At 68.5% G+C, this 15852-nt stretch carries 13 protein-coding genes and 2 pseudogenes; 6 read left to right on the plus strand and 9 right to left on the minus strand.

Translation table 11 applies throughout. The features are described 5' to 3' along the window. Window positions 1-5: 5 nt before the first annotated feature. The 5 genes from secF (at window position 6) to BLU54_RS14245 (ending at window position 5105) form a co-directional block, all read left to right on the plus strand. Window positions 6-971, plus strand: a complete 966-nt coding sequence (secF, locus tag BLU54_RS14225) for a protein translocase subunit SecF (protein ID WP_091909625.1) — start codon at window positions 6-8, stop codon at window positions 969-971. A gap of 169 nt (window positions 972-1140) precedes the next feature. Continuing rightward, entirely contained in the window at window positions 1141-1827 is a 687-nt protein-coding gene (locus BLU54_RS14230) for a paraquat-inducible protein A (RefSeq protein ID WP_091909628.1), read from the plus strand. After that, window positions 1824-2459, plus strand: a complete 636-nt coding sequence (locus BLU54_RS14235; RefSeq protein WP_091909630.1) for a paraquat-inducible protein A — start codon at window positions 1824-1826, stop codon at window positions 2457-2459. The genes BLU54_RS14230 and BLU54_RS14235 overlap by 4 nt, the downstream gene beginning before the upstream one ends. 268 nt (window positions 2460-2727) lie before the next feature. Further along, window positions 2728-4296, plus strand: a complete 1569-nt coding sequence (locus BLU54_RS14240) for a PqiB family protein (RefSeq protein WP_407919425.1) — start codon at window positions 2728-2730, stop codon at window positions 4294-4296. Further along, entirely contained in the window at window positions 4293-5105 is an 813-nt protein-coding gene (locus BLU54_RS14245) for a PqiC family protein (protein WP_139169697.1), read from the plus strand. Before BLU54_RS14240 ends, BLU54_RS14245 begins: the two co-directional genes overlap by 4 nt. 282 nt (window positions 5106-5387) lie before the next feature. Here the strand turns inward: BLU54_RS14245 and purB are convergent, their stop codons facing one another. Continuing rightward, window positions 5388-6776, minus strand: a complete 1389-nt coding sequence (gene purB, locus BLU54_RS14255) for an adenylosuccinate lyase (protein WP_091909641.1) — start codon at window positions 6774-6776, stop codon at window positions 5388-5390. 305 nt (window positions 6777-7081) lie between these two features. Between purB and BLU54_RS14260 the strand changes: the two genes are divergently transcribed. Next, window positions 7082-7696 carry a glutathione S-transferase N-terminal domain-containing protein gene (locus BLU54_RS14260; RefSeq protein WP_091909645.1) on the plus strand — a complete coding sequence of 205 codons (615 nt, stop codon included), beginning with the start codon at window positions 7082-7084 and terminating at the stop codon, window positions 7694-7696. A 246-nt stretch (window positions 7697-7942) separates the two neighbouring features. On the opposite strand, the gene mnmA is transcribed toward BLU54_RS14260, so the two are convergent. The 8 genes and pseudogenes from mnmA to BLU54_RS14295 all read right to left on the minus strand — a co-directional run bounded on the left by mnmA (window position 7943) and on the right by BLU54_RS14295 (window position 15667). After that, complete coding sequence (gene mnmA, locus BLU54_RS14265) at window positions 7943-9058, minus strand: tRNA 2-thiouridine(34) synthase MnmA (protein ID WP_091909648.1); 1116 nt, start codon at window positions 9056-9058, stop codon at window positions 7943-7945. A gap of 78 nt (window positions 9059-9136) precedes the next feature. Then, a pseudogene (locus BLU54_RS24560) lies at window positions 9137-9337 on the minus strand (class I SAM-dependent RNA methyltransferase); the annotation flags it as partial. An 83-nt stretch (window positions 9338-9420) separates the two neighbouring features. Beyond that, window positions 9421-10402: pseudogene (locus BLU54_RS14270) on the minus strand (THUMP domain-containing class I SAM-dependent RNA methyltransferase); the annotation flags it as partial. A 239-nt stretch (window positions 10403-10641) separates the two neighbouring features. Then, the gene (locus tag BLU54_RS14275) at window positions 10642-11136 is read right to left on the minus strand and encodes a gluconokinase (RefSeq protein WP_091909934.1); all 495 of its coding nucleotides are present in this window, start codon (window positions 11134-11136) and stop codon (window positions 10642-10644) included. Between the two features lie 207 nt (window positions 11137-11343). Beyond that, window positions 11344-11973: a bifunctional 4-hydroxy-2-oxoglutarate aldolase/2-dehydro-3-deoxy-phosphogluconate aldolase gene (gene eda / locus BLU54_RS14280; RefSeq protein WP_091909654.1), complete on the minus strand. Its 630-nt coding sequence runs from the start codon at window positions 11971-11973 to the stop codon at window positions 11344-11346. Next, complete coding sequence (gene edd, locus BLU54_RS14285) at window positions 11970-13814, minus strand: phosphogluconate dehydratase (protein WP_091909656.1); 1845 nt, start codon at window positions 13812-13814, stop codon at window positions 11970-11972. Before edd ends, eda begins: the two co-directional genes overlap by 4 nt. 166 nt (window positions 13815-13980) lie before the next feature. Beyond that, a complete protein-coding gene (locus BLU54_RS14290) occupies window positions 13981-14397 on the minus strand; it encodes a CopD family protein (RefSeq protein ID WP_091909659.1) in 417 nt (138 codons plus the stop codon). Between the two features lie 19 nt (window positions 14398-14416). After that, on the minus strand, window positions 14417-15667 hold the full coding sequence (locus tag BLU54_RS14295; protein WP_091909937.1) for a glutamate-5-semialdehyde dehydrogenase: 1251 nt from the start codon (window positions 15665-15667) through the stop codon (window positions 14417-14419). Window positions 15668-15852: the final 185 nt, after the last annotated feature.

Below are 15852 nucleotides of genomic sequence, written 5' to 3' on the forward strand. Positions count from 1 at the left end.
AAACGATGGAATTCTTTCGCATCCGCCGCGATATCCCGTTCATGCGGCACGCGCTGGTGTTCAACGCGATCTCGCTGATCACCTTCCTCGCGGCCGTCTTCTTCCTGCTGCATCGTGGCCTGCACCTGTCGGTCGAGTTCACCGGCGGCACGCTGGTGGAAGTCAACTACTCGCACTCGGTCGAACTCGATCCGGTTCGGCAGACACTGGCGAAGATCGGCTATGGCGACGCGCAGGTGCAGAACTTCGGCACCTCGCGCGACGTGTTGATCCGCCTGCCGATCCGTACCGGCACAAACGGCCAGGCGCTGTCCTCGGCCCAGCAGAGCGAGCAGGTGATGACCGCGCTGCGTGCCGACGACGCCACCGTCAAGCTGCAGCGCGTCGAGTTCGTCGGTCCGCAGGTCGGCAAGGAGCTGGCCACCGACGGCCTGCTCGCGCTGCTCTGCGTGGTGGTCGGCATCGTCGTCTACCTGTCCTTCCGCTTCGAGTGGAAGTACGCGGTGGCCGGCATCATCGCCAACCTGCACGACGTCGTGATCATCCTGGGCTTCTTCGCGTTCTTCCAGTGGGAGTTCTCGCTGTCGGTGCTGGCCGCGATCCTCGCCGTGCTCGGCTACTCGGTGAACGAATCGGTCGTCATCTTCGACCGGATCCGCGAGACCTTCCGCCGGCAACGCAAGATGAGCGTCACGGAGGTGATCAACCATGCGATCACCAGCACGATGTCGCGGACCATCATCACCCACGCCAGCACCGAAATGATGGTGCTGTCGATGCTGATCTTCGGCGGCGCCACGTTGCACTACTTCGCGCTGGCGCTGACCATCGGCATCCTGTTCGGCATCTATTCGTCGGTGTTCGTGGCTGCTTCGCTGGCGATGTGGTTCGGCGTCAAGCGCGAGGACCTGGTCAAGAACACGAAGGGCCGCAGCGATCCGAACGACCCGAACGCGGGCGCGCAAGTCTGAGCCAGGCCGGCGCGACCCGTCCGCCCGCGACCCATCGCGAGGCCACCGCGGCGCGGCACCCGACCCCGGGTGCCGCGCTGTTTTTTCGTAGGCATTCCGGGGACTTGGACGCCCTCGGGCAAAGTTCGGCGGCTTTGGTAAGATGGTCCGTTCCTGTCTGGACCGCCCCATGCAACAACACGATCTGATTGCCTGCCCCGAGTGCGACACCCTGCATCGCAGGGTCGCGCTGCGCGGTCAATCGGTCGCGCGCTGCCGGCGCTGCCGCGCGGTGCTCTATCAAACCACGCCGCGGCGGCTGGATCGCGTGCTCGCGCTGACCGTCACGGCGCTGATCCTGCTGATCATCGCCAATGTCTTCCCGATCGTCGAACTCCAGCTACAGGGCGTGACCACCAAGACCACGCTGGTCGGCGGCGTGATGCGGCTGTGGGAAGACGGCCGCAGCCTGCTGGCGGTGATCGTGCTGTGCTCGGCGCTGCTGTTTCCGGCGACCGAGATCGCCGCGCTGCTCTACCTGCTGGTGCCGCTGTCGCTGGGGCGCCGTCCAGGCGGTTTCGACGGCATGGTGCGGGCCATTCAGGCGGTTCGCCCGTGGGGCATGATCGAGGTGTTCATGCTCGGCGTGGTCGTCACGCTGGTCAAGCTTTCGAGCGTGGCACGCCTGATCCCGGAACCGGCGGTGTTCGCGTTCGCGGCGCTCACGCTGACCTTCGCGATGCTGACCATGTTCGACCCGCGCTCGCTCTGGCAGTATCTCGATTTCGGCCGCGCCAGCTTGCCCGACGGGCCGGCGCCACATGCCTTGCGCGCCGCCGACGACGGCATGGCGCGCTCGCTGCAGACGCCGCAATGAAGCAGACCACCGCGGCGGCGCACAAACTGATCGGCTGCGAATCGTGCGGCCTGGTCAACCTGCGCGTGCGCACCATCGAGCAGCAGCGCTGCACGCGCTGCGGCGCGCCGCTGCACCTGCGCCGCCCGGACAGCGTGGCGCGCAGCTGGGCGCTGCTGCTCGCCGCGATGATCCTGTACATTCCAGCCAACGTCCTGCCGATCATGCACACGCAGTCGCTGTTCGGCGCGCAGGACGACACGATCATGAGCGGCATCCTGCTGTTCTGGAACACCGGCTCGTACCTGATCGCGATGATCATCTTCGTGGCCAGCTTCATGGTGCCGATGCTGAAGCTCGGCGCGATGGCGCTGCTGCTGATCACCACGCAGCGCCGCAGCGCATGGCGGCTCAGGCAGCGCGCCCGGCTGTACCGGATCCTCGAAGGCATCGGCCGCTGGTCGATGCTTGACGTCTTCGTGGTGACGCTCACCATTGCGCTGGTGCGCTTCAACAACCTTGCCGTGATCACGCCCGGTCCGGGCGCGGTCGCGTTCGGCGCGGTCGTGGTCCTGACGATGCTCAGCACCCAGCAGTTCGATCCGCGCCTGATGTGGGACGCGGTTCCCCCCGATTACACAGACGATGAATAGACCCAGCGACGGCCGCAATGGCGCCAGCGGCGCCAATGGTCCGCAGGAGCCCACCGGTTCCAACGGCCCCGAAGATCCACGCGACGACGCCCCCCGTGGCGCCGAAGGACCGGACGCACCGACCGACTCGCCGGTCGGTCCGCCCGAGGAAGCGCGGACCGAGCCGCGGCGGCGCGAACCCGGGCGCGGCCGCCGCACCGGCGACACGGCGGCCCGCTCCGACGGCGACGGCGACGGCGACGGCATTAACGACACCTGGCAGGAGCCGATCGTCGCGCCGCGCGGCCGCTGGCTGCCCTCGCTGGTCTGGCTGATCCCGCTGATCGCCGCGGTGATCGGCCTGTCGCTGGTCGCGCGCGCGATCTTCGAACAGGGTCCGACCGTCACGATCACCTTCAAGACGGCCGAGGGCATCGAGCCCGGCAAGACCAAGGTCAAATACAAGGACGTGGACATCGGCGAGGTCAAGTCGGTCACGCTCAGCGAGGACCATTCGCTGATCGTCGCCACGGTCGAGCTGACCAAGGACGCCTCGAACATCGCCGTGGAAGGCACCCGCTTCTGGGTCGTCAAGCCGCGTATCGCGGCCAGCGGCGTGTCCGGCCTCGGCACCCTGCTGTCCGGCTCCTACATCGGCGTCGATGCGGGCCGCTCGGAGGAAACGCGCCGCGCGTTCCGCGGCCTCGAAACGCCGCCCGCGGTGACGCGCGACCAGAAGGGTCACCAGTACCTGCTGTTCGCCGATTCGCTCAACTCGCTGGACATCGGTTCGCCGGTCTACTACCGCCGCATCCAGGTCGGACAGGTCGTCGGCTACGCGCTGGCGGCGGACGGCAAGAGCGTGCAGCTGCGGGTTTTCGTCAACGCGCCGTACGACAAGTACGTAGGCGGGAACACGCGCTTCTGGAACGCCAGCGGCGTCGATCTCCGCCTGGACTCGAACGGCCTGAAGCTCAATACGCAGTCGTTGACCACCGTCGTGCTCGGCGGCGTCGCGTTCCAGACGCCGCCCGGCCAGCCGGTCGGCGCACAGGCCGAGGACAACCACGAATTCCTGCTGACCGACGACGAAGGCACGGCGATGCGTCCGCCCGACGGGCCGGCCACCTACGCGGTGCTCAACTTCAACCAGTCCCTGCGCGGCCTGCAGGTCGGCGCGCCGGTCGACTTCCGCGGCATCGTGCTGGGCAACGTCGTCTCGATCGGCATCAACTACGACCGGCGCAGCGGCCAGTTCATGATGCCGGTGCGCGTCAAGCTCTATCCGAACCGTCTCGGCACGAGTTTCGCGGCGCTTGCCAACCAGCATGACGACGTGGCGAAGGAGCATCTGTTCGAGGCGTTCATCCGCCGCGGCCTGCGCGCGCAGCTGCGCACCGGCAACTTCCTGACCGGCCAGCTCTACGTGGCGCTCGACTTCTTCCCGAAGGTGCCGCCGGCGAAGATCGACGTGACGCGCTCGCCGCTGGAACTGCCGACCGTGCCGAACACGCTCGACCAGTTGCAGCTGCAGGTGGCCGACATTGCGAGCAAGCTGCAGAAGATTCCGTTCGACAAGATCGGCAACAACGTCAATCAGACCCTGGAAAGCGCGAACAGCCTGTTCAAGCGTCTCGACGGCGAGGTCGCGCCGGAAGCGCAGCGCACGCTGGTGGAGGCGCAGAAGACCTTCAGCAGCGCCGAAAAGACGTTGTCGGAAGATTCGCCGCTGCAAAGCGACGTGCGCCAGGCGATGCAGGAATTGACGCGAACCGCACGCACGCTGGGCGTGCTGGCCGATTACCTGGAACGCCATCCGGAAGCCCTGCTCCGTGGCAAGCCCGGAGAAAAACCTTGAAGCCCCTGCACGCCGCGGCGCCGTCCGCCGCCCTTTCAGCGATCCTCTCCGCCGCCCTGCTGGCCGGCTGCGCCTCGTCGCCGGACAGCAAGTTCTACACGCTGCAGCCGGACGTGGCGACGCCCGCGGCACCGCGGCGGGCGCCGCCGCTACTGGTCGAAGTACTGCCGGTGAAGGTGCCGCAACAGGTCCAGCGGCCGCAGATGGTGCTGGCCGACGGCGAGGGCCGCGTCAAGATCGACGAGTACCATCGTTGGTCGGCGTCGCTGGACGACGAAGTCGGACAGGCGCTCTCGACCGCGCTCAGTCACGACCTGGGCGCTCTCGACGTGTATCGCACCCCGACCGCCGACAGCGCGCCGCGCTATCGCGTCAGCGTCTCGGTGCAGCGCTTCGACTCGGCGCCGGACAAGCGTGTCGCGTTCACGGCGGTGTGGAGCGTGCGCCGCCAGCCGGGCGACGCAACGCTGACCTGCCAGACCGCGCTGGAACGGCCGGTGGCGAATGGCTTCACTGGCCTGGTCGAAGGCCATCGCCAGGCCGTCGCCGAACTGGCCGGCGAGATCGGCAGCGGCATCCTCGCACTCGACGCGGTCGCCCGCGCGCGCGAGCAGGCGGTCCCTGCCGCCGTCGGCCCTGTCGCCGTTGCGGCGACTGCACCGGCGATTGCACCGGCGACTGCACCGGCATCGTCAACGGCTGCGGCAAGGTCGGCGGCCTCGGGCACGTCGGTCGCTGCGCCCGCGTCCAGCGCCGCCACGACCCTGCCGCCGCTGCGCGTGCCGCCCTGCCCGGACGCGACGCGCTGACCGGACGCCGGCCTGTCGCCGACTTCCAGGCTGCCGGAACCCGCCAGAAGCAAGGTTAAAGAACGAGGGCAAAGCACAAGGGCGGCGGGCCGGACGGGCCGGGCGTGCCAGGCGTCTCGCCCTCGTGCATGGTTGCGTGTTCGATGCGCGTCGGCTGGTGCGGCGTCGACGCCGCTGCGCGCGCGCATAAACCGTCCGCGGCGCCGGCGGCGCGTGTCGCCGCAATCAGCCTGCTCATTCAGCCGTTGCCTTCGGCAACGGCAACGCTTCGGCCGAGCCGTCTCAGCTGATCGATTTCGCCAGCGCGATCGCCTGGCCGACGTAGGAAGCGGGCGTCATGGCCAGTAGACGCTGCTTCGCGTCGTCCGGAATCGCCAGGCCACCGATGAACGCATGCAGGCCATCGCGCGTGATGCCCTTGCCGCGCGTCAGCTCCTTCAGTTGCTCGTACGGGTTCTCGATGCCGTAGCGGCGCATCACGGTCTGCACGGGCTCCGCCAACACTTCCCACGCCGCGTCCAGGTCGTCGTTCAGACGGCTCGGATTGACCTCCAGCTTGTTCAGTCCGCGCATGCAGGCGTCGTACGCCAACAGCGCATAGCCGAACGCCACGCCGATATTGCGCAGCACCGTCGAGTCGGTCAGGTCGCGCTGCCAACGCGAGACCGGCAGCTTTTCGGCGAGGTGGCCGAGCATCGCGTTGGCCAGCCCGAGATTGCCTTCCGAGTTCTCGAAGTCGATCGGATTGACCTTGTGCGGCATCGTCGACGAGCCGATCTCGCCGGCCTTGGTCTTCTGCTTGAAATAACCCAGCGAGATGTAGCCCCACACGTCGCGATCGAGGTCGAGCAGGATCGTATTGGCCCGCGCGACCGCATCGAACAGCTCGGCCATGTAGTCGTGCGGTTCGATCTGGATGGTGTACGGATTGAACGTCAGGCCGAGCCGCTGCTCGACCACGTCGCGCGCGAACGCGGCCCAATCGATTTCGGGATACGCCGACAGGTGGGCGTTGTAGTTGCCGACCGCGCCATTCATCTTGCCCAGCAGCGCGACCTTTTCGATTCGTTCGATGGCAGGCTTCAGACGCGCCGCGAAATTGGCAATCTCCTTACCCAGGGTGGTCGGGCTCGCCGTCTGACCGTGCGTGCGCGACAGCATCGGTTGCGCGGCATGCTCGTGAGCCAGCTCGACCAACCGTGCATGCAGCGCGCGCAGCGCCGGCACCATCACGTGCTCGCGCGCGCCCTTGAGCATCAGCGCGTGGGAAGTGTTGTTGATGTCCTCGGACGTGCAGGCGAAATGGATGAACTCGCTGGCCTGCTCGAGCGCCACCTGGCCCTTGACCGACTCCTTCAGCCAGTACTCCACCGCCTTCACGTCATGGTTGGTGACGCGCTCGATTTCCTTGATGCGCGCCGCGTCCTGCGGGCTGAAACGCGCAACCAGATCGTTCAGGAACGCTTCGGCCTCGGGCGGGAATGCCGGGACTTCGGCGAGACCCGCATGCGACAGGGCGATCAGCCACTGCACTTCGACCGTCACGCGGTGATGCATGAAAGCGGCTTCGGAAAGCCACGGGCGCAGCCCGGCGGTCTTGCCGGCATAGCGGCCGTCGAGGGGGGAAAGCGCGGTCAGCGCGTTCAGGGGTTCGATAGAGTGCTCGGACATGGATTATCTCGGGAATCGGCGCGATTCTAGCATCCGCGGCCATTGCCCTCGCGTCGACCGCGCAGCGCACCCACGCCGCCGCCGCGCAAACGCCGCGCACGCGCGTTTGCCGCAACGCCTGCGATCCGCTCGCCGATCGCACGGCAACGCCGGCAACTTTCGTTCAAACGTTGTTCAGGCGCTGCAATCGGCGGCGGCAGACGGTCCGTTAAGTTATTATCGTCTGGACGGTAGCCAGTGCATGCGCTGGTGTTGCGATCCGCGCGAAGCTGTGCGCAGCGGACATACCAGCGAGATAGAGCAAGATGAAACTGATTGCGAGCATGTCGAGCCCGTTCGTGCGCAAGGTGCGCATCGTTCTGGCCGAGAAGAAGATCGATTACGAGACGGTGCTCGAAAACGTGTGGGCCGCCGATACCGGCATTGGCCGCTACAACCCGCTGGGCCAGGTGCCGGCGCTGCAGCTCGACGACGGCGAGGTCATCTACGACTCCCGCGTGATCTGCGAATTCCTCGACACGCTCACGCCGGTGGGCAAGTTGATTCCGCCGACGGGCCGTGAGCGCGCCGCGGTACGCTGCGCGGAGGCTTTGGCCGACGGCGTGCTGAACGCGACGGTGCTGACCCGCCTGGAAACGGTGCTGCGCGAGCCCGCCCAGTACAACGCGGATTGGGTCGCGCGGCAGCGTTTGAAAGTAAGCGAGGGTGTCGCTGGCCTGGCGCGCGGCCTGGGCGAGAAGCCCTGGTACGCGCAGAACCACCTGACGCTGGCCGACGTGGCGTTGGGCTGTGCGCTCGGGTATCTCGATTTCCGTCAGCCGGATTTCGACTGGCGTACCGCCCATCCGAACCTTGCGCGGCATTTCGCCAAGCTGTCGCAGCGCCAGTCGTTCATCGACACCGTTCCGCCCGCCGCCTGAGCGCGCCGTCCCGGGAAGCGGCGCCTCGGCCGCTGCCCGGCTTCACCCTCGCCGCCCGCGGCGATTCAGGACGGCTCAAGACGTTTCAAGACGGCTCGAGACGGTTCGCTGCACCGCTGTCCCGGGCCTCGGTGCGCGTGAGGTCCACGACCGTCCCCACGACCGTCCCCACGACCCTCTCCACGACTGTCCTCGCGCCTGCCTCCGACCGCTCAGCCCGGTTCAGGACCCGCCGCGGCGCCGGCTTCAGCCCGCGCCGATGATGCCGCCGCCCAGGCACTCGTCGCCGTCGTACAGCACGGCGGACTGTCCAGGCGTGACCGCCCACTGCGGCGCGTCGAAACGCAGCGCGAAGCCATCGTCGGCGCCACTGGCGCCGGCCTGCGCCGTCTCGAAGGTGCACGGCGCATCGACCTGCCGGTAGCGCGTCTTCGCGCCGAAGCGGCGGCCCGCTTCCGGCGGCGCGCCGGCCGTCCAGCTGACATTGCCTGCTTCCAGCGTCGTCGCCAACAGCCACGGATGATCGTGCCCCTGCACCGCGTACAGCGTGTTGCTTGGCAGATCCTTGCGGGCCACGAACCACGCCTCGCCGCTGCCGTCGCGGCTACCGCCGATGCCCAGCCCCTTGCGCTGCCCGAGCGTATAGAACGCCAACCCGACGTGCTGCCCAATCACGGTGCCGTCCGGCGTCTTGATCGGGCCCGGCTGGGTCGGCAGATAACGGCCCAGGAACTCGCGGAACGGCCGCTCGCCGATGAAGCAGATGCCGGTCGAATCCTTCTTGGCGGCGTTCGGCAGACCGATCTCGGCCGCGATGCAACGCACCTCGGTCTTGCGCAGCATGCCGAGCGGAAACAGCGTCCGCGCAAGTTGCTTCTGGCTGAGCCGATGCAGGAAATAACTCTGGTCCTTGCTGTCGTCGACGGCGCGGTACAGCGCATGACGCCCGGCATCGGCCCCGTCGCCCACTTCCGCGACGCGCGCATAGTGTCCGGTGGCGATGGTCTCGGCACCGAGGCTCATCGCGTGATCGAGGAACGCCTTGAACTTGATCTCGGCGTTGCAGAGCACGTCCGGGTTCGGCGTGCGCCCGGCCGAGTACTCGCGCAGGAATTCCGCGAACACGCGTTCCTTGTATTCGGCGGCGAAATTCACCGCCTCGACGTCGATGCCGATCAAGTCGGCGACCGAGACGACGTCGATCCAGTCCTCGCGCGTCGAGCAGTACTCGCTGTCATCGTCGTCCTCCCAATTCTTCATGAAGAGGCCGACCACATCGTAGCCCTGCTGCTTCAGCAGCCAGGCGGCCACCGACGAATCGACGCCACCCGACATGCCGATGACGATTCTTCGTCCAGTCATGTCCGTTCTCCTTCCGGCCGGCACCCGCGTCGGGCGCCGGCCGTCTTGCAAAGCCGCGGGCACCGCCCGCCCGCCGAATCAGCCGCGCCGCAGCGAGCCGCTGATCAGGTCGAAGCGGAACAGCCGGCATTCGATCGCCCCGTTGAACAACGGCGTCTTCAGCGACTCGCGCAAGCGCATCAGCCCCGGCAGTCCACGGTCGGCCGTCAACACGTACGCGTGCCAGCCGGCGAAGTTCTGCTTCAGCGTGTCGCCGAACGCCTTGAAAAAGTCCGCATCGGCGCCGGTGCCCTCGCGTTCCCCCACCCGAGCGTCGCCGCGCTGCGGTGCGCTGTCCCAGCCGTCGTCACCCAAGTCGCGCTGGCCGCGTCGGCCGCGCACTTCGATGCGCTCGCCGTAGGGCGGGTTCGCGACCAGCACCCCCGGCGTCGCCGACGGCGCGCTGAGGAAGCGGGCGTCGACCTGCTTGAGGGCAATGCCGGGCGCGCCGGCGCGTTCCAGGTTGGCGCGCGCCTTGACCAGCATGTCGCCGGAGATGTCGCTGCCGTAGATGCCGAGATCGCCGGTCCTGGCGCGGGCTGCCCGGCGCGCGTCGAGCGCGGCAACCTTCATCGCCTGCCAGGCGGTGATGTCGTACTGACGGATCTTCTCGAACGCAAAGCGCCGGTCGCTGCCCGGCGCGATGCCGAGCGCGAGCTGCGCCGCTTCCGCGACGAACGTGCCGCTGCCGCACATCGGGTCGTAGAGGGGCGTGCCCGGCGTCCAGCCGGTCAGGCGCAGGATGCCGGCGGCAAGGTTCTCGCGCAGCGGCGCGGCGCCCTTGTCGAGCCGCCAGCCGCGCTTGAACAGCGGCTCGCCGGTAGTGTCCAGATACAGCGTGCAGTGCGTCGCGTCGAGGAACACGAACACGCGCACGTCGGGCGCCACGGTGTCGATATTCGGACGGTCGCCCGCCCGCTCGCGCAGCCGGTCGCAGATAGCGTCCTTCACCTTCAGCGTCGCGAAATCGACGCTCTTGAGCGGTGACTTCACGGCGGTCATGTCGATGCGCAGCGTCTGCCGCGGACCGAACCACTGCTCCCAGGCCTGCTCGCGCGCGAACGAGTAGATGTCGTTTTCACTGCGATAGCTGCGCACGGCCAGACGCAGCAGCACGCGGCTCGCGATGCGCGAATGCAGGTTGACGGCCATCGCGGCCCGCCAGTCGCCGGCGAAGTGCACGCCGCCGGGCACGGTGGCGCCGGTGTCGAGCGGCGCGTGCTGGGCACCGATCTCGGCGATTTCGGCCGCCAGTGCGGCTTCCAGGCCGCGCGGACAGGGCGAGAAGAATTCGAAGGTGGACATGGCTGACTGGAGAGGGCCGCCGCGGCGGCCGATCGGTAGGCCGCGCAACGCCGGGCGCGGGCGCGCCTCGCCATGCAGCGGTCAAGGCCGGATTGTACCGACTCGCCGCGTGCGCCGCTGCCAGGGCGTCGGCAGCCCGCCTCGCGGGCCGCGACGACCGGCGGCGCCCGGTCGCCTGGCCTGGCAACGGCGTGCCGATGGAACGTCGACGTCGGTGCCGAGTCGGCAGCCGCGCGCCGTCAGGCAGCGAGCCGACCGTCGCGGCGCAGCCAGTCGACGATTTCGTCGACGATCTGCTCGGGCGTGTGGGTGGCGTCGACGGTCAATGCCTCGTCCGCCGCCGGTGCTTCAAGCGTTTCGAGCTGGCTGCGCAGCAGCGCCGGATCGAAGAAATGGCCGCGCCGCTTCGACAGCCGGTCGGCGAGTGCCGCCGCATCGAGCGCCAGCATCACGAACGACACGGCGCGGCTGTCGCCACGCAGGACGTCGCGATACGCGCCCTTGAGCGCCGAGCAGGCGAATACGTGGTCCTCGCCGGCGGCCTCGGCCGCGGCCATCGCCGCGTGCATGGCTTCCAGCCATGGGCGCCGGTCGTTGTCGTCGAGCGCGATGCCATGCGCCATCTTTTCCTTGTTCGCCGCGCTGTGGAAGGCGTCGGCGTCGCTGAAACGCCAGCCGAGTCGCGCGGCGAGATTTTCGCCGGTGGTCGTCTTGCCACTGCCCGACACGCCCATGATCACCACGATATTGACCAAAACCGATTCTCCTGCTTGCTTGGCTGCATGCCAGCGTCCCCGCTGTGCGAGCCTGTCGTTGGCCCGGCCGAACGGCGCGGGCTGGGTTCGAAACTGCGTGCGTGGCGTCGCCGCCATCACGGCGGTCTTCGGCGCATCACACCACGATAGCGCCATTCGAAGCGGTTCGGGCCGGCGCGGGACGCTTCAGCCGCGCGGGAGCGCCGCGGCCGCTTGCGCGAGACGGGTGATCTGGCGCCAGTCCCTGGCGGCCACGGCGGCCTTCGGCGTCAGCCACGAGCCACCGACACACGCGACGTTGGGCAGCGCCAGGAAGTCGGGCGCGCTGGCGACGTCGATGCCGCCGGTCGGACAGAAGCTCAGGTCAGGGAAAGGCCCGTGGAAGGCCTTCAGCATCGGAATGCCGCCGGCGGGCACCGCCGGGAAGAACTTCACCGCACGATAGCCGAGCGCCAGCGCCGCGACGATGTCGGTCGGCGTCATCACGCCGGGCAGCAACGGCAGTCCGGCATCGCGCGCCGCCGCATCGAGCGCCGCCGTCAATCCCGGCGACACGCCGAAGGTCGCACCGGCATCGCGCGCCGCGCGGCATTGCGCCGACGTCACCAGCGTACCGACGCCAACCGCGGCGTCGGCCGCCCACCCCGCCATCCGTTCGATCACGCCCAGGCCGGCATCCGTCCGCAGCGTGATCTCGAAAACCTTCACGCCGCCGTCGTAGAGCGCCTTGCACACCGAAACGCCCTCGTCGACGCTGGCAAATGCCAGTACCGGGATCACCGGGCCCATCTGCATGACCGTTTGAACGTCCTTCATCGTGTTTCTCCTTCGCCCGTCATCGGGCCGAATACGGAAGCGCCCAGCTCGGCGCTCATCGCGGCATGCCGGAACACGCCGAACAGACCGGTGCCATAGCCAGGGGCGGTCGGATCAAGCGGCGCCGGCTTCTCGAAGGCGCGCGCGGCCCAGCTGGCGTCGTCGATCTCGATATCGAGCGTGCCGGCTTCCGCGTCGAGCGTGAGCAGGTCGCCGTCGCGGACCTTGCCGATCGGGCCATCGAGCAGCGCCTCCGGCGACAGGTGGATCACCGCCGGCACCTTGCCGGATGCGCCGGACATTCGGCCATCGGTCAGCAGCGCGACGTGCCGGCCCTTGTCCTGCAACGCGCCGAGCAGTGGCGTGAGCCGGTGCAGCTCGGGCATGCCATTGGCGCGCGCGCCCTGGAAACGCACCACCGCGACGAAGTCGCGATCGAGTTCGCCGGCATCGAAGGCCGCCATGACCGCTTCCTGCGAGTCGAACACGCGGGCCGGCGCCTGCACGCGCCGATGCGCGGGCGCGACCGCCGAAATCTTGATCACGCCCCGGCCAAGCCGACCGCGCATCAGGCGCAGGCCGCCATCCGGCGCGAACGGTTCGGCGGCCGGCCGCAGCACCGCCGCGTCGCCGCTGACCGCCGGCGCGTCGCGCCAGACCACCACGCCGTTGTCCAGCACCGGCGCCTGCGCGTAGCGGCGCAGCCCCGGGCCGGCGACGGTCAGCACGTCGTCGTGCAGCAGACCGGCGTCGAGCAACTCGCGAATCAGGAAGGCCATGCCGCCCGCGGCGTGGAAGTGATTCACGTCCGCCTTGCCGTTCGGGTAGACCTTGGCCAGCAACGGCACCGCCGCCGACAGCGCATCGAAGTCGTCCCAGTCGATCAGGATGCCGGCGGCCCGCGCGATCGCGACGAGGTGCAGCGTGTGGTTCGTCGACCCCCCGGTGGCGAGCAGGCCGACGATGCCGTTGACCACCGCTTTCTCGTCGACGACGTGGCCGACTGGCGTGTACGCATCGCCCTGCACGCCGATCGCCAGCACGCGCGCAGTGGCGGCTTCCGTGAGCGCCTGCCGCAACGGTGCGCGCGGGTGGATGAAGGCGGCGCCGGGCAGATGCAGGCCCATCACTTCCATCAGCAGTTGGTTGCTGTTCGCGGTGCCGTAGAACGTGCAGGTGCCCTGCTCGTGATAGGCGCTCGACTCCGCTTCGAGCAGCGCGGCCTCGCCGACCTCGCCCAGCGCGAACTGCTGACGCACGCGTGCCTTCGCGTCGTTCGAGAGGCCGCTCGCCATCGGCCCGGCCGGCACGAAGATGGTCGGCAGGTGCCCGAACTGCAGCGCACCGATCAGCAGTCCCGGCACGATCTTGTCGCAGATGCCGAGGCACAGCGCGGCGTCGAACATATTGTGCGACAGCGCGATGGCCGTGCCCATCGCGATCGTTTCGCGCGAAAACAGCGACATCTCCATGCCGATGTTGCCCTGCGTGACGCCGTCGCACATTGCCGGCACACCGCCGGCGAACTGGGCGGTGCCGCCGGCGGCATGGGCGGCGCGCTTGATCACGTCGGGATAGTCACGGTATGGCGCGTGCGCGGACAGCATCTCGTTGTACGACGAGACGATGCCGATGTTCGGCGTGACCAGCGCCTTGATCTTGAATTTGTCGTCGCCCTCGATGGCTGCGAAACCGTGCGCGAGGTTCGCGCAGGACAGCGCGCCGCGTTGCGGGAATCCGCCCTGCGCGCGCGCGATGCGGGCCAGATAGGCGGCGCGCGTCGGCCGGCTGCGTGCGACGATCCGCGCGGTGACGCGGGACAGTTCGGGATGGACGGACATGCGGTGATTCTCCTTTCGACGCGCGGTGGAACAAGCAGCGCGCTCCGGACGCGAGCCCGGACGCGCCGCTGCGGCGGTGCGCCGGCGGCGCCGGCGCCGGCGCACCGTTCCGGTGGGGACCCGGACGGACGTGGCGTGGTGGGCGGCCAGCCGCCGCCCGCTGTGTCTAGAACGGCTTGACGACCACGAGCAGCACGGCGGCCAGCATGCCCAACACCGGAATCTCGTTGAAGTAGCGATACCAACGATGCGAGCGCAGGTTCTCGCCTCGCTCGAACCGTCCCAGCAGTCGCCAGCAGTAGAAATGGTAGAGAAGCATCAGCACCACGACACTCAGCTTGGCGTGCATCCAGCCGGCGCCTTCGCCGATGCCGACGCCGAGCCACAGCCAGAGGCCGAACGCCAGCGCCGGCACCATGATCAGCGTCATGAAGCGGAACAGCTTGCGCGCCATCAGCAGCAGCCGGGCGGTCGCCGTGGGATCGGTTTCCATCGCCAGGTTGACGTAGATGCGCGGCAGATAGAACAGGCCCGCGAACCACGAGGCGACGAAAACGATATGCAGCCCCTTGATCCAGAGCATCCGCTTGTTCTCCTTGCGCTCAGTGGCGCACTTCGCCGTGGCCGAATACCACGTACTTCAGCGACGTCAGCCCGTCGAGACCGACCGGACCGCGCGCGTGCAGCTTGTCGTTCGAGATGCCGATCTCGGCGCCCAGTCCGTACTCGAAACCATCGGCGAAGCGCGTCGAGGCGTTGATCATCACGCTTGCCGAATCGACCTCGCGGAGGAACCGCATCGCGCGGTCGTGATGCTCGGTGACGATCGCATCGGTATGCGCGGAGCCGTAGGTGTTGATGTGTTCGATTGCCTCGTCGATGCCGGCCACGGTGCGGATCGCCAACACCGGCGCCAGATATTCGGTCGACCAGTCGGACAGCTCGGCGGGCACGGATGCGATGCCCGCCTTGTCGAGCACCGCACGCGTGCGCTCGCAGGCGCGCAGCTCGACACCCTGCTCCGCCATTCCGCGCGCCACCGACGGCAGCAACGCGTCGGCCACGCCCTGCGCGACGAGCAGCGTCTCCATCGTATTGCAGGTGCCGTAGCGGTGCGTCTTCGCATTGACCGCGATCGCCTGCGCCTTCGCCGGGTCGGCGCCATCATCCAGATACAGGTGGCAGATGCCGTCGAGATGCTTGATCATCGGCACGCGCGCATCGCGCATCAGACGCTCGATCAGGCGCTTGCCGCCGCGCGGCACGATCACGTCGACGAACTCGGTCATCGTGATCAGGGCACCGACCGCCGCGCGATCCGCGGTGTCGACCACCTGCACCGCATCGACCGGCAGGCCGTGTGCGGCCAGCGCGTCGGCGATCAGCCCGGCCAGCGCGGTATTGCTGGCGATGGCCTCGGAACCGCCGCGCAGGATGGTCGCGTTGCCGGATTTCAGGCACAGCGCGGCGGCGTCGACCGTCACATTGGGGCGTGACTCGTAGATGATGCCGATCACGCCGAGCGGCACGCGCATGCGGCCGACGGCGATACCGCTCGGGCGGATCTTCACATCGCTGATCTCGCCGACCGGGTCCGGCAGCGCCGCGACCTGGCGCAGCCCCTCGACCATCGTCGCGAGCGCCTTGTCCGACAGCGTCAGGCGGTCGATGAACGCCGCATCCAGTCCCTTGTCACGGGCAGCCGCGACATCGCGCGCATTGGCGGCGATCAGCGCGCTCCGGCCGGCCTCGATGGCACGCGCGATGGCGATCAGCGCGTCGTTCTTCTGCGCACTGCTGGCGCGCGCGAGGCCCCGCGACGCGGCGCGCGCGCGTCGGCCAAGCTCATGCATGTAGGCGCCGATGTCGCGCGCCGCCGGCCCGTCCGATGGCAAGGCGACGCCGGCACGCGTCGCGGCTTGCTGCCGGCCGTCCGCCGGCAAAGCCGCCCCGCGCGAACTACCGGGCGTCCCACCGGTCGTCGCACCGGGCGTTTCATCCAGCACACCGTCGTGCACATCACCACGCACCTCATCAC

The sequence above is a fragment of the Chitinasiproducens palmae genome (genome assembly GCF_900095735.1).
Lineage (GTDB): Bacteria > Pseudomonadota > Gammaproteobacteria > Burkholderiales > Burkholderiaceae > Chitinasiproducens > Chitinasiproducens palmae.

Coding starts and splice junctions, on each gene's coding strand:
- secF (WP_091909625.1), top strand. CDS start 6: ATGGAATTCTTTCGCATCCGCCGCGATATCCCGTTCATGCGGCACGCG.
- BLU54_RS14230 (WP_091909628.1), top strand. CDS start 1,141: ATGCAACAACACGATCTGATTGCCTGCCCCGAGTGCGACACCCTGCAT.
- BLU54_RS14235 (WP_091909630.1), top strand. CDS start 1,824: ATGAAGCAGACCACCGCGGCGGCGCACAAACTGATCGGCTGCGAATCG.
- purB (WP_091909641.1), bottom strand. CDS start 6,776: ATGTCCGAGCACTCTATCGAACCCCTGAACGCGCTGACCGCGCTTTCC.
- BLU54_RS14260 (WP_091909645.1), top strand. CDS start 7,082: ATGAAACTGATTGCGAGCATGTCGAGCCCGTTCGTGCGCAAGGTGCGC.
- mnmA (WP_091909648.1), bottom strand. CDS start 9,058: ATGACTGGACGAAGAATCGTCATCGGCATGTCGGGTGGCGTCGATTCG.
- BLU54_RS14275 (WP_091909934.1), bottom strand. CDS start 11,136: ATGGGCGTGTCGGGCAGTGGCAAGACGACCACCGGCGAAAATCTCGCC.
- eda (WP_091909654.1), bottom strand. CDS start 11,973: ATGAAGGACGTTCAAACGGTCATGCAGATGGGCCCGGTGATCCCGGTA.
- edd (WP_091909656.1), bottom strand. CDS start 13,814: ATGTCCGTCCATCCCGAACTGTCCCGCGTCACCGCGCGGATCGTCGCA.
- BLU54_RS14290 (WP_091909659.1), bottom strand. CDS start 14,397: ATGCTCTGGATCAAGGGGCTGCATATCGTTTTCGTCGCCTCGTGGTTC.
- BLU54_RS14295 (WP_091909937.1), bottom strand. CDS start 15,667: ATGCATGAGCTTGGCCGACGCGCGCGCGCCGCGTCGCGGGGCCTCGCG.